This is a genomic window from Bacteroides sp. HF-162, from assembly GCF_015679285.1.
Lineage (GTDB): Bacteria > Bacteroidota > Bacteroidia > Bacteroidales > Bacteroidaceae > Bacteroides > Bacteroides uniformis.
In genome coordinates this window covers 4,261,007-4,284,371 of sequence record NZ_CP064937.1, presented here as the reverse complement: position 1 = coordinate 4,284,371, position 23,365 = coordinate 4,261,007, and the positions used below count along the sequence as shown (strand labels likewise).

The 23,365-nt window shown below is 48.3% G+C and carries 14 protein-coding genes; 11 read left to right on the top strand and 3 right to left on the bottom strand.

What is annotated here, in order from left to right; translation table 11 throughout:
• Positions 1-31 precede the first annotated feature (31 nt).
• The 3 genes from ITJ87_RS18090 to rfbB all read left to right on the top strand — a co-directional run bounded on the left by ITJ87_RS18090 (position 32) and on the right by rfbB (position 2,993).
• On the top strand, positions 32-526 hold the full coding sequence (locus ITJ87_RS18090) for a metallophosphoesterase (protein ID WP_005827049.1): 495 nt from the start codon (positions 32-34) through the stop codon (positions 524-526).
• A 364-nt stretch (positions 527-890) separates the two neighbouring features.
• On the top strand, positions 891-1,763 hold the full coding sequence (rfbA, locus tag ITJ87_RS18085; RefSeq protein WP_005827046.1) for a glucose-1-phosphate thymidylyltransferase RfbA: 873 nt from the start codon (positions 891-893) through the stop codon (positions 1,761-1,763).
• 87 nt (positions 1,764-1,850) lie between these two features.
• Positions 1,851-2,993 carry a dTDP-glucose 4,6-dehydratase gene (gene rfbB / locus ITJ87_RS18080; protein ID WP_117964132.1) on the top strand — a complete coding sequence of 381 codons (1,143 nt, stop codon included), beginning with the start codon at positions 1,851-1,853 and terminating at the stop codon, positions 2,991-2,993.
• A 46-nt stretch (positions 2,994-3,039) separates the two neighbouring features.
• Here rfbB and menA read toward each other — a convergent pair whose 3' ends face one another.
• Positions 3,040-3,951 carry a 1,4-dihydroxy-2-naphthoate octaprenyltransferase gene (gene menA, locus ITJ87_RS18075; RefSeq protein WP_005827044.1) on the bottom strand — a complete coding sequence of 304 codons (912 nt, stop codon included), beginning with the start codon at positions 3,949-3,951 and terminating at the stop codon, positions 3,040-3,042.
• 70 nt (positions 3,952-4,021) lie between these two features.
• On the opposite strand from menA, the gene ITJ87_RS18070 reads away from it, so the two are divergent.
• Entirely contained in the window at positions 4,022-5,089 is a 1,068-nt protein-coding gene (locus ITJ87_RS18070) for a metallophosphoesterase (RefSeq protein WP_034523237.1), read from the top strand.
• Between the two features lies 1 nt (position 5,090).
• Here ITJ87_RS18070 and ITJ87_RS18065 read toward each other — a convergent pair whose 3' ends face one another.
• A complete protein-coding gene (locus ITJ87_RS18065; RefSeq protein ID WP_005827042.1) occupies positions 5,091-8,060 on the bottom strand; it encodes a PEP/pyruvate-binding domain-containing protein in 2,970 nt (989 codons plus the stop codon).
• Between the two features lie 125 nt (positions 8,061-8,185).
• Between ITJ87_RS18065 and ITJ87_RS18060 the strand changes: the two genes are divergently transcribed.
• The 7 genes from ITJ87_RS18060 to ITJ87_RS18030 all read left to right on the top strand — a co-directional run bounded on the left by ITJ87_RS18060 (position 8,186) and on the right by ITJ87_RS18030 (position 21,951).
• A complete protein-coding gene (locus ITJ87_RS18060; protein WP_117964133.1) occupies positions 8,186-12,118 on the top strand; it encodes a two-component regulator propeller domain-containing protein in 3,933 nt (1,310 codons plus the stop codon).
• A gap of 130 nt (positions 12,119-12,248) precedes the next feature.
• Positions 12,249-13,190 carry an ROK family protein gene (locus ITJ87_RS18055; protein ID WP_035449096.1) on the top strand — a complete coding sequence of 314 codons (942 nt, stop codon included), beginning with the start codon at positions 12,249-12,251 and terminating at the stop codon, positions 13,188-13,190.
• Between the two features lie 22 nt (positions 13,191-13,212).
• On the top strand, positions 13,213-13,944 hold the full coding sequence (locus ITJ87_RS18050) for a 6-phosphogluconolactonase (protein WP_117964134.1): 732 nt from the start codon (positions 13,213-13,215) through the stop codon (positions 13,942-13,944).
• 53 nt (positions 13,945-13,997) lie between these two features.
• The gene (locus tag ITJ87_RS18045; protein ID WP_016272970.1) at positions 13,998-15,263 is read left to right on the top strand and encodes an MFS transporter; all 1,266 of its coding nucleotides are present in this window, start codon (positions 13,998-14,000) and stop codon (positions 15,261-15,263) included.
• Positions 15,264-15,278: 15 nt separating this feature from the next.
• Positions 15,279-17,003 carry a glycosyl hydrolase family 18 protein gene (locus ITJ87_RS18040; protein ID WP_117964135.1) on the top strand — a complete coding sequence of 575 codons (1,725 nt, stop codon included), beginning with the start codon at positions 15,279-15,281 and terminating at the stop codon, positions 17,001-17,003.
• A gap of 253 nt (positions 17,004-17,256) precedes the next feature.
• Positions 17,257-20,367: a TonB-dependent receptor gene (locus ITJ87_RS18035; RefSeq protein WP_117964136.1), complete on the top strand. Its 3,111-nt coding sequence runs from the start codon at positions 17,257-17,259 to the stop codon at positions 20,365-20,367.
• 21 nt (positions 20,368-20,388) lie between these two features.
• A complete protein-coding gene (locus ITJ87_RS18030) occupies positions 20,389-21,951 on the top strand; it encodes a RagB/SusD family nutrient uptake outer membrane protein (protein WP_117964137.1) in 1,563 nt (520 codons plus the stop codon).
• Positions 21,952-22,552: 601 nt separating this feature from the next.
• Here the strand turns inward: ITJ87_RS18030 and ITJ87_RS18025 are convergent.
• On the bottom strand, positions 22,553-23,356 hold the full coding sequence (locus ITJ87_RS18025; protein WP_022401156.1) for a ThuA domain-containing protein: 804 nt from the start codon (positions 23,354-23,356) through the stop codon (positions 22,553-22,555).
• Positions 23,357-23,365: the final 9 nt, after the last annotated feature.

Below are 23,365 nucleotides of genomic sequence, written 5' to 3'. Positions count from 1 at the left end.
AATTACCTTTGTCTTAATAAACAAAGGAAAGATGACAAAAGTTGGTTTATTATCGGATACGCATGGCTACTGGGATGAAAAGTACCTGCAATATTTTGAGGGCTGTGACGAAATATGGCATGCCGGTGACATCGGTTCGCTGGAAGTGGCACAGAAGCTGGCGGCTTTCCGTCCCTTCCGTGCCGTGTATGGCAATATTGACGGGCAGGAGATACGGCAGCTCTATCCGCAGATTCTCCGTTTCACGGTGGATGGGGCAGAGGTGCTGATGAAGCATATCGGCGGTTATCCCGGCAACTACGACCCTTCCATCAAGGGCAGCATTCTGGTGCGTCCCCCAAAGCTGTTCATCAGCGGGCACTCGCATATACTGAAGGTGAAGTATGACAAGACGTTGGATGTACTCCACATCAATCCGGGCGCTGCGGGCATTCAAGGTTTCCATAAGGTGCGTACGATGGTACGCTTTGCGGTTGATGGGGGAACGTTTAAAGATTTGGAGGTGATAGAACTTGCTGACCGATGATGTAGTTTGTTTATTTTCAATGGATTGTATTTACCGATTGCTTGCGCTATAGTGTAAAAGCCGTTACATGCTAATGTAAAGGTTGTTACGCTATTGGGTAAAGGCCGTTACACTATTTGGTAAAGGTCGTTACACGCTGAGGTAAAGACCGTTTCATCAAGGGGTGACGGCCGTTACGCACTGAAGTAAGCAAAACAATGTACCGGAGTAAGCAAAGCAATGAAGTAAAAAGATGAAACCAAGCCTTCACTTAATCGAATTTTTCCATTATCTTTGTACCCGAATAGCAAGTAGAGCCGTGGGGCATCGTCCTCCTTCTTATTTTATTCTCCATTTTGAAGTATCACCGAAAAAGAACTGAAATATGAAAGGAATTATTCTTGCAGGTGGCAGTGCCACTCGTCTCTATCCGTTGTCCAAGGCTATCTCCAAGCAGATAATGCCCGTCTACGACAAGCCGATGATATACTACCCGCTCTCTACACTGATGTTGGCGGGAATTCGCGAAGTGCTTATTATCTCTACTCCACGTGACTTACCCATGTTCCGCGAGCTGCTGGGAACCGGTGAAGAACTCGGTATGTCCTTTTCCTATAAGATACAAGAGAATCCCAACGGACTGGCACAAGCCTTTGTGCTGGGTGCAGAGTTCTTGGACGGCGGACCGGGCTGCCTTATTCTGGGCGACAACATGTTCTACGGTCAAGGCTTCTCCGCCATGCTGAAGCGTGCCGCTTCCATAGACAAGGGTGCCTGCATCTTTGGTTATTACGTCAAGGACCCCCGTGCCTACGGTGTAGTGGAGTTTGATGCCAACGGCAAAGCCGTCTCGCTGGAAGAAAAGCCTGCCAATCCTAAAAGCAACTATGCCGTCCCCGGACTGTACTTCTACGACTCCACCGTGACAGAGAAAGCCGCCTCCTTGAAGCCCTCTGCTCGCGGCGAATACGAAATTACCGACCTCAACCGTCTCTATCTGGACGAGGGCACGCTGAAAGTGGAGCTCTTCGGCCGTGGCTTTGCCTGGCTCGACACCGGCAATTGCGACAGCCTGCTGGAAGCCAGCAATTTTGTCGCCACCATCCAGAACCGTCAAGGCTTCCGCGTGAGCTGTATCGAAGAGATTGCCTGGCGCAAGGGCTGGATAGATGTAGACCAGCTGTATCGCTTGGGTGAACAGCTTGGCAAGACCGAATATGGCAAATACCTGATGGAACTGGCTGAATCGAAGCGATGAACTCTTTGTTCCCCAAAAAGAGAAGGAGAATAGTTCTCCTATAAAGGCCCGCTGACTTTAATTTTTAATTTATAATTTTTAATTCTCATGAAGACTTATCTCGTAACCGGTGCCGCCGGTTTTATCGGCGCCAACTATATTAAATATATCCTGGCAAAACATAATGATATTAAAGTGGTGATACTGGATGCCTTGACCTACGCAGGCAATCTGGGCACCATTGCCAATGACATTGACGATGAACGTTGTTTTTTTGTAAAAGGTGACATCTGCGACCGCGTGCTTGCCGACGAACTGTTTGCCAAGTATAAATTCGATTACGTAGTGAATTTTGCTGCCGAGAGCCACGTAGACCGTAGCATAGAGAATCCCCAGCTTTTCCTGATGACCAACATCCTGGGTACACAAAACTTGCTCGATGCCGCCCGCCGTGCCTGGGTCACGGGTAAGGACGAGTCCGGTTATCCCACTTGGCGCAAAGGCGTTCGTTACCATCAAGTGTCTACCGACGAAGTTTACGGCTCACTTGGTGCCGAAGGCTACTTCACAGAGCAAACCCCGCTCTGCCCGCACAGCCCTTACAGCGCCAGCAAGACGAGTGCCGATATGGTAGTGATGGCCTATCACGATACCTATAAGATGCCCGTCACTATCACCCGCTGTTCCAACAACTACGGTCCTTATCACTTCCCCGAAAAGCTGATTCCGCTTATCATCAAGAATATTCTCGAAGGCAAGAACCTCCCCGTCTATGGCGACGGCAGTAACGTGCGTGACTGGCTCTACGTGGAAGACCACTGCAAAGCTATCGACCTGGTTGTCCGCGAGGGTGTGGAAGGCGAAGTCTACAACGTAGGCGGTCACAACGAAAAGACCAATCTTGAAATCGTGAAGCTGACTATTGCCATCGTCCGCCGCTTGATGGAGGAAGAACCCCGTTACCGTGCAGTGCTGAAGAAACAAGTAAAAGCCGCCGACGGCACGATTGACATCAGCTGGATAAACGAAGACCTTATCACCTTCGTCAAAGACCGCCTAGGTCACGACCAGCGTTATGCCATCGACCCCACAAAGATTACCAATGCCCTGGGCTGGTATCCGGAGACGAAGTTCGAGGTCGGCATCGTCAAGACCATTGAATGGTACCTGAACAACCAGCCGTGGGTGGAAGAAGTGACCAGCGGTGATTATCAGAAGTATTACGAACAGATGTATGGAGGTAGAGGTTAAGGTTTAGGGATTAGGGTCTAACCGCTAATCCTTAACCTCTAACCTCTCAATTCAGCGCCACCGCTAACAGTAATCCTAAGAACAGCATATTGCGCGACGTCTCGCCCAGTATGCTGTTCAGCTTTTTACCGCTACCTATCTGTATCATTTTGCGCCACGTCAGTGCGTGCATATAGAGATAGACGCAGGGAGCCCAGATAAATTCCAGCGGAGTCAGCTTGCCCGTGTAGACAAACCAGAAGCAGAGCAGCACGGCGGCGATGCCCAGTGCCAGATACATATTCTCACCGAACTTCTTGCCGTAGCGTACCACCAGCGTACACTTGCCGCTCACGGCATCCTGCTCGCGGTCGCGATAGTTGTTCACCATCAGCAAGGTGTCTATGGCGAGGCCACTGACGAGCGACAGCACCACCACATCCATATTCAGCGTATAGGCCTGCACGTAGTAGGTGCCGCATACGGGCACGAAGCCGAAGAACACCAGCACCAGTACGTCGCCCCAGCCCCGATAGGAGAGCAGCGTGGTATAGAGGAAAGCAAACAGTATGCACACCACGCCCAGCACCACCAGTTCCCAGCCTCCGTGGGGCAGCTGCCCCCAGACGGTGAACAGCACTGCCAGCCCTGCCAGGCACGACAGTGTCAGTGCGATGCCGATGCCGGTTTTCATGGCTGCCGGCGTAATCCAACCTTCGGCGCAGGCGCGCTGCGGCCCCAGCCGGTCTTCCCGACGGTCGGTCCCTTTCTGGAAGTCGAAGAGGTCGTTGATAAAGTTGGCGGCAATCTGCATGCCGCAGGCAAAGAGGGCGCACAGCAGGGCGGGTGCGGTCTTGAACTGTCCGTCGCTGAAGGCAAGGGCACTGCCCAGCAATACCGGGATGATGGCTCCCGTCAACGTCTTGGGGCGGGCGGCGAGAAACCATGCGTAGGGTGAATTCTGTTTAATCTCGTTCATCGTAGTTCCAATTTAGTTCGGCATCTGCCAGCAAAAATACTGAAAATCCCTATATTTGTACCCACTTATGATGAAGAAGTTAGTCTACATATCCATTCTTTCTCTGCTGCTCTTGTCTTCCTGCCGTTCCAAGCGGATGATTACCGTGTCGTTGCCGCAGCCAGTCATGCAGGCAGACAGCACGCAGCTTGGCGATACTATCGGGTTGCCTGCCCGCCTTTCGCCGATGTTCACCTTTGACCAGTCTGATTTGCGTAATGTCCGCCGCCAGCCGGCGAAGGGCGAGGTAAAGAAACAGCAGATAAAGAAAACGGCACCGGTACAAAAGGTAATTGTGCAGCGAGGTACAAGAATCACATCGAAAACCACCCACGTAGGCTCGGCCTATAAGGGCGTCAGCCGCATTAAGACGTACGACTTCACGCATCGCGACGTGCCTGCCGCCTTCGAGGGCTTCCGCATCGCCTTTGTCTCCGACCTGCACTACAAAAGCCTGCTGAAGGAGGAGGGATTGAAGGACCTGGTCCGCCTGCTCATAGACCAGAAGGCCGACGTGCTGCTGATTGGCGGTGACTTTCACGAAGGCTGCCAGTACGTGCCGCCCGTCATGGCTGCCCTGGCGCAAGTGAAGACGCCGTTGGGCACCTATGCCGTGCTTGGCAACAATGACTACGAGGCTTGCTATGACGACATCGTGCGCGAAATGAGGCATTATGGCATGCATCTGCTGGAGCATAAGGTGGACACCCTGCGGCGTGGCGGTGAGCGGATTCTTGTGGCGGGCGTGCGCAATCCTTTCGACTTGGGCAAGAACGGCACATCGCCCACACTCGGCCTTTCGCCCGACGATTTCGTAATCCTGCTGACGCATACGCCAGACTATGCCGAGGACGTCCCGGTGACAAACTCCGATCTCATCCTGGCCGGACACACGCATGGCGGGCAGGTGACGCTGTTCGGGCTTTATGCACCGATAGTCCCCTCGCACTACGGGCAGCGGTTCCTCTCCGGGCTGAAGTACAACTCAAAGAACATCCCGATGATTGTCACCAACGGCATCGGCACTTCGCAGAAAGCCATCCGCATGTTTGCTCCCGCAGAGGTGGTGATGATTGTGCTGCACCGGCTGACGGACTGATTTATTCTTCGGGCATCAGCACCACTCCCAGTTTCTTCTTGCCATCCATCTTTACCACCATCGGCTGGTGGAAATGTACATGCCGCAGGTACTTCGTCTCGTGTACGGCAGGCTGTGCATTCAGGAATTCCTGGTTGTATACGCCGTCATTCATAAAGGCGTTGATGGTAAAGTATCCCACTCCAAAGGAGGTCAGGTTCTGGAAGAAGTGGGTTCCCTGGCTGGGGTCTACCCGGTAGTTGGTCAGTCCGGCTTCCACTATCACGCGGGCAGCGCTGATGTGCGGCCACTTCACGGGGATGCCGAGCCAGGTGTCACTGCTACCCCAGCGTCCGGGACCTACAAGGACATAGTTGCGGCCTTCGTCCAGGAACTGCTGGTTCAGCTTCTCTATCTCCCAGGCAATCTCCTGGTTGTGGGAGGCACTATAGTCGTCTGTCTTCACATAGATAATGTCATGTATCTCGTTCATGATGCCATGTCCCAATGAGTTGTTGGAACGGAGCAGTACCTGGTCGTCCGGAATGGCGGTAAGGTCTTCATCCAGCATCTCCTTGGTGTCGACTATCGGGCGGATTTGCAGCAGGTAGAAGGTGCCGGTTTTGTCCTTCTCGCGGCTCATGGTGGCGGCAAACTCTATCTCTACGGGACGGCGCATCTCCTGCTCTCCGTATTTCAAAGCCAGTTGCAGGATGCGTGGCAGGGGGAATACGTCGTGTTGCAGGATGTTGGCAAAGGTGATGACTTTGCGTCCGCCGGGATAAAGCCCGTCGCGGATAATCTGGTCGTAAGGGTCGTAGGTGGAGGCTATGTAGTTCAGTGCTCCGTCCTTTTCCGCTTCTTTGACGTGCAGTTTCAGCAGGTTGAAGCCGTCGTCGATGGAGAAGTCGTGACCGGCATTGCGCAGGTCGAGGGCATAGAAGCGGGTCTGAGTCTCTTTGAGGGCAATCTCCATTTCGCTGGTTTGCAGCACCTGGTTGGGGTGATAGGGCGAGAAGCGGAGCGTCATGCCACCGTCCACGATGTATTTACCTAAACCGAGCGCCAGATTGACGATACCTTCTTCTGCCTTCTCGTCGCCGATGGGGTAGTAGTTGAGCGAACGTGCCACACCGGACATGCTGGGGTAGTAGCGGTCACCATACTGGTTGCCCACTACCTCTTGCAGGATGACAGCCATCTTTTCCTGGTCGATAACGTTGCTCGTTGCCTGCATGTATGCCTTCGAGTCGCGGAAGTAGACCGAAGCATATACTCCCTTGATGGCATCGCTCAGCATGCGCAGCATCTCGTACTTGTCGTCCAGATAGGGAATCATGTAGGTGTTGTAGATGCCGGCGAAGGGTTGGTAGTGCGAGTCTTCCAACAACGAGGACGAACGGATGGCAAGCGGCGACTTCACCACGTCGAAGAAGGTGAAGAAGTCCTCCACCAGGCGGTCGGGCAGCTTTGCTTTGAGGAAGTAGCGCAGGATGACGTCATCGTCGGCATCGGACAAGGCTATCTGATACAGATTGTTGGTATCCATAAACTCGTCGAACACATCGGTACAGAGCACGATGGTCTTGGGGATGGCGACACGGGCATTCTCAAACTCTTCGAACTCGGGGTGATGCTTCACCAGGTTGTCGATGAAAGCCAGTCCGCGCCCCTTGCCTCCCAGCGAACCGTCGCCAATACGGGCAAAGTTGGAGTATCGGTCAAAGCGGTCGCGCCTGAAGACTGCCACTACTCCCTGGTTTTTCATCTTGCGGTATTTCACGATAGCCTCGAAGATAATTTTACGGTGGGCATCCACGTCTTGCAAGCTATTCCAGGTGATGGGCCGCAGGAACTCTGCCACGGGAAACATGGCACGTGAGTAGAGCCAGCGGCTGACGTGGTTGCGGCTGATGTGGTAAAGGAATGATTCTGCCGGAACAGCAAAAAGAATGTTCTGCAGCTCTTTGAGATTCTTTACGCGGGCAATCTCTTCCAGCGTGTCCGGGTTGCGGAAGATAAAGTCGCCGAAGCCGAAATTGTCTGATACAATACGGCGCAGGTCCACATCCATCTTTTTGGAATTCTTGTCGATGAAGGCGGCATCGTATTTGGCTGCATACGCTACGTTGTCCGATTCGCTGGACTGTATGATAAGGGGTACAAACGGGTCTTCCTTGCGGATGGCGGCACAGAGCTTGATACCGGCCAGTCCGTCCTTCTCGCCCCGTTCTACGCGGGGGAAGCGTACGTCGGTGATGACACCTAATATATTATTCTTATATTTTTGGTAGATGCCAAAGGCTTCTTCATAGGTACGTGCCAGTACAATTTTGGGACGTCCCCTCATGCGCAGTGTGCGCTGGTGGGCATTCAGTGCTTCAGTAGAGAATTCCTGGCTCTGCTTCAATACGAATTTATACAGATTGGGCAGGATGGAGGAGTAAAAGCGGATGCCGTCTTCCACCAGCAGGATGAGCTGCACACCCACTTCGTTGACGTCGTGCTCCAGGTTCATCTTGTCCTCTATCAGCTTGATGATGGAAACCAGCAAGTCGGTGTTTCCCAGCCAGCAGAACACATACTCAAAGGGACTGAGGTCTTCATTGGCAATACGCTTGGTGATGCCGTGGCTGAAAGGGGTAAGTATCACCATCGGAATCTGTTCATACAGGTTTTTGATGTATCGTGCCACGTCGAAGCTGTCGTTGTCTCCCGTGCCCGGCATGCAGATGATGAGGTCGAAAGAGATGGAGGACAGCTGTGTCAGCGCCTCCTCGCAAGTGGAAACCTGCGTGAAACGGGGAGGGTAGCGCAAGGAGAGCGAAGTGTATTCATTGAATATCTTTTCGTCGATGCGGCCGTCATCTTCCAGCATGAAAGCATCGTAAGGATTGGCTATCAGAAGGACGTTGAAAATGCGCCGTGTCATGAGGTTGGCAAACTGTGTGTCCTTGAAATAGAGCTGGTTTAATTTGAACTTACTGAGCATGGCTTCTCATGATTTGTTGGTTTCGGAAGGCAAAAGTAATAGAAATCGAACCTATTCGGATAGTTTTTCGACCGTTTTTTTTATATTTATGCGTAATATTGCATCCGAAAAACAATATATGACCTATGTCTGCTCCATATCCGTTTCCATATAAATCCGTTGCATGTACATTTCTGCTGTTATGGGTGTTCGTTTTTTTGTCCGCTGACTTGTTTGCCGGTTCATTCCGCACCTTGGGTATCAAGGAGGGATTGGGCAGTCGGCAAGTATTCCAGATAAACAAGGATTCAGCCGGATTTGTCTGGGTGTATACTCATGTCGGGATAGATCGTTATGACGGGAATGAAATCAAGCATTACAAGCTGGACGGAATGGTTGATTCCAGGGACAATATCCAGTCTTCCACTACCATGATGTGTGATAAGGAGGGTATTGTCTGGGTTGCATTGAAGAATGGAAAAATCTATGCATACAACAAACTGACGGACTCTTTCCAATTGCGTGTGGACTTGGCCGATTACCTGCCTTCTCCGGTATTGTATAATATGCTGTTTGATGACGAAAACCGTTTGTGGTTGTGTATGTCGAAGGGGCTTTATTCTTGGGAAGAAAGTGCAGGACTGTCTTTTGCCGGATTGAAGGGGCAATCTGTCCGTTGCATGGTCCAAATGGAAGATGAAGTGTTTTTTGCAGGCACCGACAAGGGTGTCTTCCGGCTGACGAAGGCAGGAGCGGCAGGTTCTTCGTCTTTTGAGACGAGGCCGGTTGACCTGCATACAGAGATGCATGTGGAATCGCTCTATGTCTTCGGAGCGAAGCTGTTCATCGGTACCTTTTCAAACGGCGTATTTGTGCTTGACGGTCCCGAAGGGCAAATACATTCCTTGAATGACCGGATTCCTCATGTACCTATCCGTTCGTTTGCAAGGACAAAGGATAATTTGCTGCTGGTGGGAGCCGACGGTGCAGGTGTTTTTTGCATGGATGTCGCTACCGGAGAACTTTTGAACCATTATATGAATAACGGGGATGATGACAAAAGCTTGAGTGGTAATACGGTATCCGATATTTGTGTGGATGAATCCGGAGTTGTATGGATTGGCACTTCTACGAATGGCATCAGCTATCTGGATCCGGAGATGCCGGATGTCTATAGAATCAGGCACGAACGCAATAATGATAATTCCCTGAAGTCGGACCATGTAAATGTGATGTTTCAGGACTCGGAGGGAGATTATTGGTATGGTACAAACAACGGCGTCAGCCTCTATCAACCTCGGTCACGCAAATGGACCCACTATCTGGACGGTACGGAATATAGTGGCAAAGTGGTATTGGCGCTTGCCGAAGACTCCGGGGGAAACATCTGGGTAGGTGGCTATGGTATCGGTGTCTATTGTATTGATAAACAGACCGGACGGGTACAGAAGAAAGAGAAAAGAAATGCACATCCGGAGAAGGGAATGGCCACCGACTATGTTTATGCCATTTATGCGGAAGGGGATTATGTCTGGTTCGGTGGTATTGAAGGAGAGTTTACCCGTTACGATATACGGACGGATACTTATACATATTACCCGATTGATTGCATAGGTGACATAAAGCCGGGTAAGGGGGGCTCATTACTGATTGCCGGTTGCAGCGGGTTGGCCGTCTTTGATAAGAAGTCGGGAGACACGCAGTGGCATCAGACGTTTGGAGACATCTCTCTGCATTATCCTGTCCGTTGCCTGATGCAGTCCTCATCCGGTGATATTTGGCTGGCGACAGACGGGGAAGGCCTTATACGTGTTGGTCCGGATGGGAAAGAGGCGCATGCATATACCGTAGATGACAATCTGGTTTCCAATTCCATCAACAGCCTGCTGGAGGATAACGAAGGGCGTATCTGGTTCAGTACGGAGAAGGAATTGTATTGCTTGGACTGCTCCCGGGATATTATCATCAGTGCCAATGATTTTTTGGATGTCAGCTGGGGATATTACAACCCGAATGCTGCCCTTAAGTTGAAGAATGGATGTCTTGCTTTCGGTACTGCAGAAGGGGTTCTTTCCTTTCTCCCGTCTTTGGACTTGGGGACTCATGCACCCGTTGAGCTGATTCTGACAGACTTTAAACTGCTTTATGAATCGGTCAAAGCGGGAATGAAAGGCTCTCTTTTGCAAACGAATATCAATGATACCCGGAAAATAGATTTGAAGTATAATCAAAACTCCTTCTCAATTTCCTTCTCTGCCATCAACTTTGCAGTCCCGCATCGTATCAGGTATGAGTATAGGCTCGAAAATCACAATGAAGAGTGGGAACACTCCAATTCAGTGCGGAACGTGAGCTATATGAATCTCTCGTCCGGTAAGTATGTATTCCGCTTGCGGGCATTTGATAAATACACCGGGCAACAGGTGGGAGAAAGAAGTCTGGACATTGTCATTCATAACCCTTACTGGGTTTCGTGGTGGGCGCTGTTCATCTATTTCATTTTGTTGTCTGTCTTTGTCTGCATGTTTGTGCAGTATAGGAGGCATAAGGTGAACGAAGGGCGTATAAGGGACAAGATACGTTCCTTTATCAGTATAGCCCATGATATCCGTACACCGGTTACTTTAATAAAGGCTCCGCTGAGCGAGCTCGAAGCGCAGGAGGGACTTCCGGAGCAGGGTAAGAAAACCGTTGCGGTGGCTATGAAGAATGTGGAAAAACTGATGGGAATGATTACTCAACTGCTTGAGTTGCAGAAAACGGAACTGCATGCCGAGGAGTGTCTGAAGGTTTCTCCATACGACATTAAGGCTTATCTGGAGGAAAAAATGGCGGAGTTTCACTTAGCCGCCATGCAGAAGAGCGTCGGGATAGAGTTGGAGGTGGAGCCGGATATGCCCAAGGTTTGGATTGACCGGGAGAAGATGGATCATATCATAGACAATCTGCTCTCCAATGCCTTGAAGTATACAGAGAAGGGAGTCATCCATATACTGGTGAAGACTGCAAGAAAGAAGTGGACTATTGAAGTGAAGGATACGGGTATCGGCATTCCGAAAGAGGAGCAGGGCAATATTTTTCACGAATATTATAGAGCCCAGAATGCCATGAACTTTGAGGAAACCGGTTCGGGTATCGGTCTGATGATTACGCGCCGCATTGTGAAACAGCATCACGGCACTATCTCTTTCAGTAGCGTGGAAGGGCAGGGAACTACGTTTACGGTAACTTTCCCGCAGAGGATAAAGGCGAGCGTGGCGGTGGAAGCGAAGGCTGACGGCCGGGAAGAAGCTCAGGCCGCTACCGGGGCTGTGCATGAAGAAACGGAACGTGCCGGGAAGAATGTCCTTCTTCTGGCGGAGGACGATGCGGATATGAGGGAGTATCTGGTGGACAGCTTGTCTTCCGAATATAAGGTAGTTGCCGTGCCCGACGGCGGAAAGGCATTGGAGACGGCAAGGGAAATCAATCCTGATATCATTATCTCGGACATTGTGATGCCGGTACTGGAAGGTGATGAATTGTGTCGGATTCTGAAGTCATCGGTAGATACAAGCCATATACCTATTATATTACTGACCGCACTGAGTGAGAGGGAAAATATCATCTTCGGACTGGAGGCCGGTGCCAATGACTACATCATCAAGCCTTTCGACTTGTCTGTGCTGAAAGTGCGTATCAGGAATATTCTTCAGAATAGGCAGCATTTGCGCGAAACCGTGTTGGCGATGGATGCGCAGCCCGAAGAGACAGACTATACCAGCCAGTTGGACAAGGAGTTCCTGGACAAGGTTATGAAAGTGATTGAGGAGGAGTTGTCCGATTCGGAATTCTCCATCAATGACTTCTGCCGGATGCTGGGCATGAGCCGCACTTCTGTCTACAATAAGATAAAGACGCTGACCGGGCAGGGACCGAATGACTTCATCCGCATTGTCCGTTTGAACAAGGCAAAAGAGCTGCTGGTTTCCCGGAAATATTCGATAGGGGAAGTGGCGAATATGGTCGGATTTTCTGACCCGAAATATTTCAGTACATGCTTCAAAAAGCAGTTTGGTACCAGTCCCAGCAAAATTTAGAGCCATGAAGACTGCTTTTGAACCACTGCTGACAAGTATTAAACCTTTTTTGTCAGAGAATAAACCCTTGTCTCCCTGATAGTGCGTAATATTGTGGACAGTAAACAATATTAAAAAACGCATATAAAAAATGGAAACGTATTTAGGTCTTGATTTAGGAGGCACGAAGTTGCTGATTGGCGAAATGGATAGCCGTGGCAACATTTTGAGGTATAAGAAATATGACTCCGGTTACTTTAATCAGCAGGCTGCGCTGGAAATCATCAAGTCGTCGCTCGATGATTATATCCGTACCGTGGGCTGGTATGACCAGAAACCGGTAGCGATGGGTGTTGGGCTGATAGGGCGTGTAGATTCCAACGAAGGTGTCTGGCTGCAGATTGACCCGAGCAGGACACAGCGGATTGAGTTGGCAAAGGAACTGTCGGATATATATGGCATGCCTTGCCATATAGACAATGATGTGAAGAGCGCTACAAGAGCCGAACGTGTCTGGGGATTCGGACAAATTTCCAAAAACTTTATATACGTAAATGTAGGTACAGGCATTGCCGTGGGTACGGTGATAAATGGGAGACAAATCCGTGGCAGCCATTTCAATGCCGGCGAAGTGGGACACGTGCGTGTAGGTGTGAACATAGGCATTAAATGCGGTTGTGGACGGATGGACTGTGTGGAGGCGATTGCTGCCGGCATAGGTTTTGACAATTGTGCCCGTCTGCTCCGCAACCAGTATGAGACCGGCCTGCATATTCCGGCTGAAAAAGGGGAACGGGTGATTGTGAGTGAGGTGTTTGCACTTAGTCAGAAAGGTGACCCTCTCTGTACGGTGCTGGTGGAGAATGCAGCTGAGGCGCTTGCCAATCTTATCATGAATCTGGTACGTGTGATTGACCCGGACACGGTGGTGTTGGGTGGAGGCATTGTGGCCGACGGGTATATGCACGAGAAGATTCTGGAGAAACTTCATCCTACGACCATGCGTTTTGTCAGCAACGGGGTTGTCATTACGAAACTGAATCCCGGATTTATCGGGCTTCTGGGGGCCGGTGCGGTGGCGATGAACATGTGATTAGGAATTAATGATTAAGAATATGAAAATAACAATAACAAAGAATGAAAAGGAGTTTGACTGCACGGCTGCATGGCGCATCATCGGGCAGATGTTGAATGAACCGGAGAGTGTGATAGGACTTTCGACGGGACGTACTACCGGTAATCTTCATCGGTTGGTGGGAGAAATCTATACTAAATATCCGTTTAAGGTGGATACCGTTACTTTCTTCGGATTGGATGAGGTAACGAATGTGCCGCGCGAATATGCCGGAGCATGCTACACGATGCTGAAAATGGAGTTGATGGATACATTGGGCATCAAGGAAGAGAATTTCTTGATGCTGCCTACCATTTCTGGTGATTTTGAACAGTCATGCAGGGATTTCCAGCAGGAAATTGCGAACCGTGGCGGCATTGATTTGCTGATTTTAGGGTTGGGTGAGAACGGACATCTGGGATTCAACCAGCCGGAATCTCCCTTTGGCGGTGAAGCATGGGTGACCCGGATGAATGTGGAACTGGAAGAACGCATCCGTAGAGAAACGGGTACTCCTCCCGATAAAGAGTTGGGAGGGGCTACTTTGGGAATAAAGAACATTATGCAGGCACGCCGGATTGTACTGGTTGCCAAAGGGACTAATAAAGCGGATATTGTCAAGCGGATGCTTGAAGGGCCTGTGACAACAGATGTTCCTGCTTCCATCCTTCAGCTTCATCCCAACTGTGAATTTCTGCTGGATGAGGCGGCGGCAAGCATGCTTAACTGCTAAGTCGCCTTGCAGGCGGCTGATAACTAATTATTTGAATTAATAATCAAAATACTATGACACAACAAGAAAAACAAATAAACTATATGGGGCCATTCATCACGATGGTGTTCTTGTTCTTTATTGTAGGTTTCCTTACGACTGCCAATACTCAGTTTCAGGGTCCTCTGAAAGAAACTTTTCTTTCGGAAGTGGGCGGGTTAAAAAATACTTTTGCTACTTTGATTACTTTCTCCTGGTTCCTTGCTTATCCGGTTTGTGGAGGGGTAGGCTCGTCGTGGATTAGCAAATACGGATATAAAGGAACATTGATGCGTGGATTGCTGGTGATGATTGTGGGACTTGGTTTGTTCTTTGCCTCTTCCTATTTCACAGTACACTTTCCTGAAGCGAATTGGCATGCAGGAAATAATGTTATCCCTGGAGGGTTCTTGATTTTCTTACTGGGTTCTTTCGTGGTAGGGGCTTCGGCCACCATTCTGCAAGTGGTTATAAATCCTTATCTGACGGCTTGCCATGTCAAGGGTACCCAGTCCATTCAGCGTTTGGCTATAGGCGGTTCCGCCAATTCTGTGGGAACTACGCTTGCTCCTTATTTCGTGACCGGTGTCGTGTTCGGCGGTCTGTCTATGGAGGACATTCAGATTGACCAGCTGATGGTTCCGTTCCTGGCATTGATGGCTGTTATTTCTTTGATTGTATTGTTGTTGATGAAATTGTCTTTGCCCGATATCCAAGGAACCAGGGTAGAGAAGGGAGAAAAGCTGGAAAAAAGTGTATGGTCCTTCCGTCATCTGACATTGGGCGTGGTGGCTATCTTCTTTTATGTAGGAGTGGAAGTCTGTATCGGGGCCAATATCAATCTGTACGCCATCGAGATGGATTATGCTTCTCCGGCACTGATGGCTACGCTCTATTGGGGTGGTATGCTTGTGGGCCGCCTGGTGGGGAGCAGCCTGAGCAGAATTTCTCCCCGCGTGCAGTTGACGGTTACTACGGTATCGGCAGGACTACTCGCCCTACTGGCCATTCTTCTGAATAATCCGTGGCTGCTCACGGCAGTAGGTCTGTTCCATTCCATCATGTGGGGAGCTATCTTTACCTTGTCCGTTGCCCATTTGGGAAAATACACTTCGGTGGCTTCCGGTGTGTTCATGATTGGAGTGGTAGGCGGTGCCATATTGCCCTTGTTGCAAGGAGTGCTTGCCGATGTTCTTGGAGGCTGGAGATGGTCATGGTTCATCGTTCTTTTTGGAGAAGCGTTTATGCTGTATTATGCATTGATAGGTTCACGGGTCCGTCAGACCTGCGATAATTTGTAATTAAAGATAGTACTTATGAAAAAAATTAAAATGATGATGGCTGCCGCTTTGGGCGTATTGGTTTCATGCGGTAGCGTTAAGTCGGGAGAAGAGGTCGTTGCGGCTTCCCGCGATTCAAAGGTTGTGGTTGCTTATGTCACTTCGTGGAGTGAGGTGATGCCCGATCCGCAGTACATGACGCATATCAACTATGCGTTCGGTCATGTAAACGAGAGCTTTAACGGTGTCAAGATTGATAATGAGGAACGTTTGAAACAGATTGTTGATTTGAGGAAACAGAAGCCGGAACTGAAAGTGCTGCTTTCCATCGGCGGCTGGGGAAGCGGACGTTTCAGTGAGATGGCTGCCAATGATGAATATCGCCGTGCTTTTGCCGCGGACTGTGACCGTGTGGTGAAGAAGTTCGCTTTGGATGGCATTGACATCGATTGGGAATATCCCACCAGCTCTATGGCAAATATATCCTCGTCACCGGACGATACGGAGAATTTTACACTTCTGATGCAGGATATCAGAGCTGCCATCGGCAATGAAAAGGAACTGACACTTGCCACCGTAGCTTCTGCCCGTTACATTGACTTCAAGGCTATCTTGCCTTCCGTCGATTTTGTGAATATCATGGCTTATGACATGGCTTCTGCTCCCAAGCACCATTCGGCGCTTTATCCGTCAGGACATAGCGGTGACATTACTTCGGACGGTGCCGTTACTGCACACTTGAAAGCGGGCGTACCGCCTTCCAAGCTGGTGATGGGTATGCCCTTCTATGGTCGTGGAGGTGACGGTTATCCCAGCTTCCAAGACTATAATAAGGTAGGGAATACGGATACCCAATATACTGAAAAGTGGGATGAGGTGGCTCAAGTGCCTTATCTGGCCGATAAGAATGATACGTTGGTATTTGGTTTTGAGAATCCCCGTTCACTTGCCATCAAGTGTCAGTATATTCTGGATAAAGATTTGCTGGGAGGCATGTATTGGGATTATAGCGGAGATAATGAGCAGGGTGATTTGCGCCGTACGGTAGCAGAAAACCTATTGGGCAAGCCGCACAAGGCGAAGGTACTGGTGTTGACGGAACGTGGTGGACAGCACGGAGGATTTACGGATGCCGGCTTGAAGTGGTTGGCGGCCGAAGGTGCAAAGGGGAATTTCAGTATTACCGAGATAAACAATGCCAGGAACGTAACAGAGGCTTACTTGTCGCAGTTCAGCTTGGTTATTCAATTGGATTTCCCGCCTTATACTTGGCCGAAGGAAGCGGAAGATGCATTCGTCAAGTATATAGAAGAAGGCCGTGGCGGCTGGATCGGTTTCCATCATGCTACTTTGCTGGGCGAGTTTGACGGTTATCCCATGTGGCAATGGTTCTCTGATTTCATGGGTGGTGTACGTTTCAAGAACTACATAGCTCCGCTGGCCGACGGTACGCTGATTGTGGAAGATAAACAGCATCCGGTAATGAAGGATGTTCCGGCCTCTTTCGTGGTGCCCGATGACGAGTGGTATACTTATGACAAGAGTCCGCGCCCCAATGTACATGTACTAGCCAATGTAGACGAATCGAGCTACACGCCTGCATCGGACATCAAGATGGGCGATCATCCGGTGGTTTGGGTCAATGAAAGCAAAAAGGCACGCAATGTTTATTTCCAGATAGGGCATAGTAGTAAGTTGTACGAAACGGAAGGGTTTACGACCATGTTCAGAAATGCCATTAACTGGACTTTAGAAAGGTAATACTTTTTATAATCAATGGATTTGGAAGAAAACGGGTACGTACAGAAACGTATCCGTTTTTTTATGGGTTTAAACTTTATCACTTTAAGTTTAAAATAAAACGTTTTTTATGGATGTGTTAGTAAATGAACTCCTTATGAGAAATATTCAACTTCCATTTCTTGTTTAGTACGTAATTTCGCTTATCGAAGTATTGGAATTTGTATCAATACAATATGAATAACTTTCTATTTTATAAACTAATACTATTATCATGAAAAGAAAAAGAGTCCTTTTGCTGCTTTGCATTCTCAGTTGCACTTTGCAGCTCTTCGCACAACAAATTAATGTGCAGGGTATCGTTTATGATCCTTCCGGAGAAACGGTTCCGGGTGCTAATGTCAGTATGAAAAGTAATCCGGCTGTGGGTACTGTGACGGATATTGATGGGAATTTCAGTCTGAAAGCTTCTGTGGGTGATGTGTTGGTCTTCACCTTTATCGGTTATGAGCCTATTGAGTATAAACTGACTGCTGCAGATACAAATCTGAAAGTCCGTTTTACTGATTCTTCTGAGTTGCTGGACGAGGTAGTTGTAGTAGGCTATGGTGTACAAAAGAAGAGTGTACTTTCGTCTGCTGTGAGCCGTGTTACCAGTGAAGAGTTGGATAAAGGTAATCCTACAAATATTCAGAATGCTTTGAAAGGTAAAGTTTCCGGTGTACAGATTATCTCTAATTCAGGTCAGCCCGGTGCGGAATCAAAGATTCGTATTCGGGGTACCGGTACGGTCAACAACTCCGATCCGCTTTATATAGTAGACGGCATGCCGTCTGAAAGTGGTATCAGTCATTTGAATCCTTCTGATATTGAGTCTATTGAAGTGCTGAAAGACGCAGCTTCCGCCGCTATTTACGGAGCCCGTGGTGCTAACGGTGTTGTGCTGATAACTACGAAGAAGGGTACTAAAGGGAAGGCTACTTTGAACTATGAATTTACGTATGGTATTCAGAATCCTTCCAAGAAGGTGGATTTGCTGGGTAGTGCGGATTATCAGATGTTGATGAATGAAATGGCTGCCAATGCAGGTAAAGACCCTTATTTCCCGACTGTTTCCAGCGTCAATACCGACTGGCAAAAGGAACTACAGAACAAGAATGCTCCTATTATGAACCACAAGGTTTCGTTGAGTGGAGGTACGGACAACTCTACCTATTATGCTTCTTTCGGTTATGTAAAGCAAGAAGGTATTTATGCTAAAGGACATGCTGATTATGAACGCTACAATGTACGCTTGAATTACAATAATGTATTACTGGACACGAAATCACGAAATTGGTTGAATAAGATTAGTTTTGGTGCAATTGCAAGCTATTCCAAGTCAATCCAGACTGGTAATACTATTGGCAATAGTGAAGCAGCAGGCTTGATTACTTCCATGAATATGTTGCCTCCTACCGAGCCGGTTTATCAGACCGACCCTGCTATACTGGAGCAATATGCCGTAACTTATCCAAATCATGTCATTGCTCCCAACGGCTTGGCATACAATATCATTGAGATGCGTGAAATAAACAATCCCCTGGCTGCCATGCAGGTCAACCACAACCAGAGGACTATGCCGCAGAATTTCGGTGCGAACTTTAACCTTGATGTCGACTTGTTGCCGGGCTTGAAGTTCAAGACTACCTATGGTGCGGAATGGGTATTCAATTCCATCAAGAATGTAACTCCGGTCTACGAGCTGAATGCTACCAGTAAGAATGCTACTTCCAAAGTAGAGGATAAGAAAAGGGAGTCTTCCTACTGGCAGTGGGAAAATGTGCTGTCGTATACGAAGTCTTTCGGCCGTCATAATATAGGTGCACTGTTCGGTACGAGTATGTCTTCCTACCATTACTCCAATTTGGAAGCGGAAGATTATAATCTGCTGGTGGTGGATATAGACAAGGGATATATAGACACGGCCACAGCGCCCGAAGAACAGTCCAAAGTATGGGGTGGGGCGGAAGATCACCGCATTGCATCCGTATTCGGACGTATCAACTATAATTATGATGAAAAGTATTTGTTCGAAGCGGTAGTGAGACGGGACGGTTCGTCAAACTTCAGTCGCGAACACCAGTATGCTACATTCCCTTCGGTTTCTTTGGGTTGGGTGTTGACCCGGGAGAAGTTCATGGAGAACAGACCTTCCTGGTTGGATTTTGCCAAGATACGTCTGAGCTGGGGACAGAACGGTAATGAACGCATCGGCTCCTTTGCCTATACAAGTATGATGAGCCAGGGTAAGAATGCAGTCATAAATGGAAAGGTATATACAGGTATGCTGCCCAGTGGCTATGCCAATGCAGACTTGAAATGGGAGACCTCCGAACAGACCGACTTGGGTATTGACTTGCGTTTCTTCAACAGTGCATTGACATTCTCTGCCGACTATTTCGTGAAGAAGACGAAGGACATGCTGCTTTCCATGCCGATTCCTCTTTATACCAGTTATGGCAGTATGACGGTCAATTCGGGTACAGTGAAGAACGAAGGTATCGAGTTCGAAGCGTCCTATCGCTTTAAGGTGGGTGAAGTGAATCTGGGTATCAATGGAAATGCTTCTTATGTGAAGAATACTGTAACAGACCAAGGTCCCGACCGCGTCGGTCTCAATAATATCGGTGGTGGTATGGGCGGCCAGGTCAGTTGGAGAGAGAACGGGCGTCCGTACGGCTTCTTCTACGGTTACTTGCATGATGGCATTTTTCAGAATCAGCAGGAGATAGACAACTATACCTACGTAGATTCTAACGGAAAGACTCATTTGATACAACCGAATGCCAAGCCCGGAGATATCCGTTTTAAAGATTTGGATGGTAAAAATGGTCTTAATGGCGATGACCGTACTATGATAGGTAAGCCGAATCCCGACTGGACGTATGGATTTACGCTCTCTGCCGATTGGAAGGGGCTGGATTTCAGTGCATTCTTTCAAGGAAGTATCGGAAACGACATTTATAAACTGTACAGACGTTCCAACGTGACTTTTGGTAACTACGACAAATCCTGGTTGAACCGTTGGCACGGTGAAGGAACTTCCAATTGGGTACCACGTGTGATAGATGGTGACAACAATAACTATCAGGTTTCAAACTTTTTTGTGGAAGATGGTTCGTATATGCGTTTGAAAGTGTTGCAGATAGGTTACAGTCTACCCGGTCAGATGTTGCAGCGTGTCGGTATCAAGGGGCTGCGTTTCTTTGTGCAGGGCGAGAATCTGTTTACAATCACCAATTATAGCGGTTATGATCCGGAAGTGGGAACACGTGATGGATTTGACGGGGGAACATATCCGCAAGCACGTACTTATACCATCGGTGCAAACATAACATTTTGATTAATCTAAAAATTAGATACAATGAATAAGATATTAAAAGTATTGGCTTTGGGTGCGATGGCTTTGTCGACCATAGCTTGTTCAGATTTTCTGGAAGTGAATCCGAGAACTCAGGTATCGGAAACCGAATTCTATAAGACGGAAGACGATATGATGAAGGGCTTGTATGCCGTGATAAATGAAATGCAGACCCGCATGCCGGAGGTTTGGTCTTACTCTTCTTTGCTGGGCGATGAGTCTGAAACCGGTGGTGGTATCGGTGAGGGATCTTACAAGACGAAATGGGATACTTTTACCTATGACGCGACTTCTTGTTTCGGTGCATGGGGCTATGGTTCTTGGTGGAATGAGTGGGATTTCGGCTTGTTCAATGGAGTCATTGCTGCCAATCTGTTGATTGACAAATTGGCCGGGTGCAACCTCAATGCAGACTTTGTCAATTCCATTTCTGCCGAAGCGCGCTTTTACCGTGCCATTTTCTATTACCATCTGTTTATGGGGTATGAGCAATTCCCGCTTATCAAACATTATCTGGCAGCCAGTGAAATGTATAGCGTTGCCAAAGGAACCCGTGAAGAGATTTATGAGTTTATGATGGGTGATTTGGATGACGAAGTGACTAAGTATCTGCCCCAGCGCAGTGCTACACGGCAGGGACGCGTTTGCCGGGATGCTGCCAAGCTGCTTCGTGCCAAAATTATTTTGTTCCATCGTGATGAGACTAAATATCAGGTGGCATTGAATGACATGAAAGAAATAATCACCAGTGGAAGATACCAGTTGAACCCTGATTATCAGAACTTATGGGTGAAAGACGGAGAATGGTGTGCGGAATCTATCTTTGAGGTATGTTATGCCGGCAATAACTCCGGTGAAGGGTTTGGTCTTGCACGTTCTTTGGGTGGTCGTAACATTGTTGATCCGAGAAGTGCCGAGCAGGGCGGATTGGGCGAAGGTTATGGGCAGAACACCATGCCGAGTACTGTTTACAACATGTTTAAGGAAGGCGATACGCGTCGCGAGGGAACAGTCATTGTCTATGCGGACGAGGCTAAGAAAGTGGCAGAAATGGTGGCCAAAGGCGAACTACCGGCAGGAAGTGCTTTCCAAGTCAGTGACCAACAGGAAAATTACGAAGGTCTGGGGCACTATAAGATTCATCCGAGAAAGGAGACGACGTCTACGGTGAATCCTACGGATAACTATTATAACTCTTGGCGTATTTACCGTTATGCCGATGTTTTACTGCTGGCTGTGGAACTTGATGTACGCATCAACGGAACTGCCAGTGCCGATGCGCAAGGCTGGTTCGACCAGGTCAGAGACCGCGCTTTCAAAGACAAAGAGCACCGTATCAACTTGGCGGGAAAGAGCAAGCAGGAGTTGTTGGATATTCTTTTTGAAGAGCGTGGGTATGAGTTTATGGATGAAATGCAGCGTTGGTTTGACATTCTGCGTTTCGATAAAGGAACAGAGATTTTAGGTAACAAAGGTTGGACGGAGAAGTTTAGGTACTTCCCGATTGACCAGTCGGAAATGGATAGAGCTAAAGGTGGCTTGACACAGAACCCTGGCTGGTTATAAGTTTAGATTGGTTTTCTTTCTGAAGAGTCCCCGGTATTTCCTTTTGAAATACTGGGGATTTTTATGTGTAGGCAGTGGCGGTATCTCTCACTAAAGTTTATTTCGGCAAAACATCTGTCATGCTGTCACGCGAAGAGATTATTCTTTTGATTATAAGTTAATTAAAATGTGATGGATACCTGTGATAGATAAAAAACATTACAACCATCCATCACGCTTTCCAATTTTTGTAAAAGATGGTATGCATACTTGTTTCGTGGGTCGTTGAAATAGTTATAATCTTAGTTCTCAGCATGAAACTTTTAGTTTCAAGACTAAATACGAAAAGTTTCGACAAGTAAGACTATTGGTTTCAACAAGCAAAACCAAAAGTTTCTTTCGATAAAACCATTCGTTTCAAAGGTTAAAACTCTTGGTTTCGACTATAGGAAACTATCATTCCAACTTGTCGGGACCAGCAAGGGTATCTATATGAAACAACCGAAACAGATACCTTTTCCTTCGAAAAGTATCTGTTTCGGCATAAAAGTGTTGTATTTTGGAGAAGATTTGAAGAATACTATCCTATTTTATTCTTTTGATTACTGTTATGGGAGTTGTTTCATTTGAGGAACGGGTCACCGTTCTTGTCTTTGCTCACTACCCAGCGGAAAGCATTAACCAATAGCAGGTTCTGTGTACCGTCGATAAACTCTTCGTCACCATGTCCCATATTCAGGTAAATCATTCTGTAATTCTTGTTGGACCATACGATGGGGAAGTCGCCAAAATTCACTACATCCTTGATACCCAGTGGATAGTTCTTGGGAGATAGGGACAAGAGTACTTCTACGTCCTTGTTCTGGCGGGGGCTGGGAGTCCATTGGTACCATTCGCTGGCGGGAGCCACGAATGATGCAGGCAGATTCTTGGTAACGGGATGTTCTTCGTTGTCGACTTCGACCAATACCGGCTGGGGAGGCCAGTTGTTGCAATAGAACACCCCACCACCAAGAAACTTAACGAACCAGGGCCAATGCGTGTTTTTGTCGTTGTAGGCAGCTGCGTGGAAACCTACCCAACCGCCTCCGTTTTCCATGTATTGCTCAAAAGCATCGCGTTCGGCCTTGGTGTTGGGGGATGTGTTAAGCATGATAATGACATTGTATTCTTTCAGTTTCTCGTATGGGTATTTTGAAAAATCGGTAGTAATATCCAGAACAAAGCCGTCACCGTAATTGAGCTTCTTGAAGAAAGTGGTTGCTTGTTCTGCAAATTGTACGTGTGCTTCTTCCGCATGTTGCGTGTAATAAATCAAGGCCTTGAAGCGAGGAGCTTTGGCATAGTTTGCCGGATAACCTTCGGGGACTTGTGCGTACGTCAGCAGGGTGCAAGCCGTAAACAATAAAATAAACAGATGTTTCATAATTTGTAA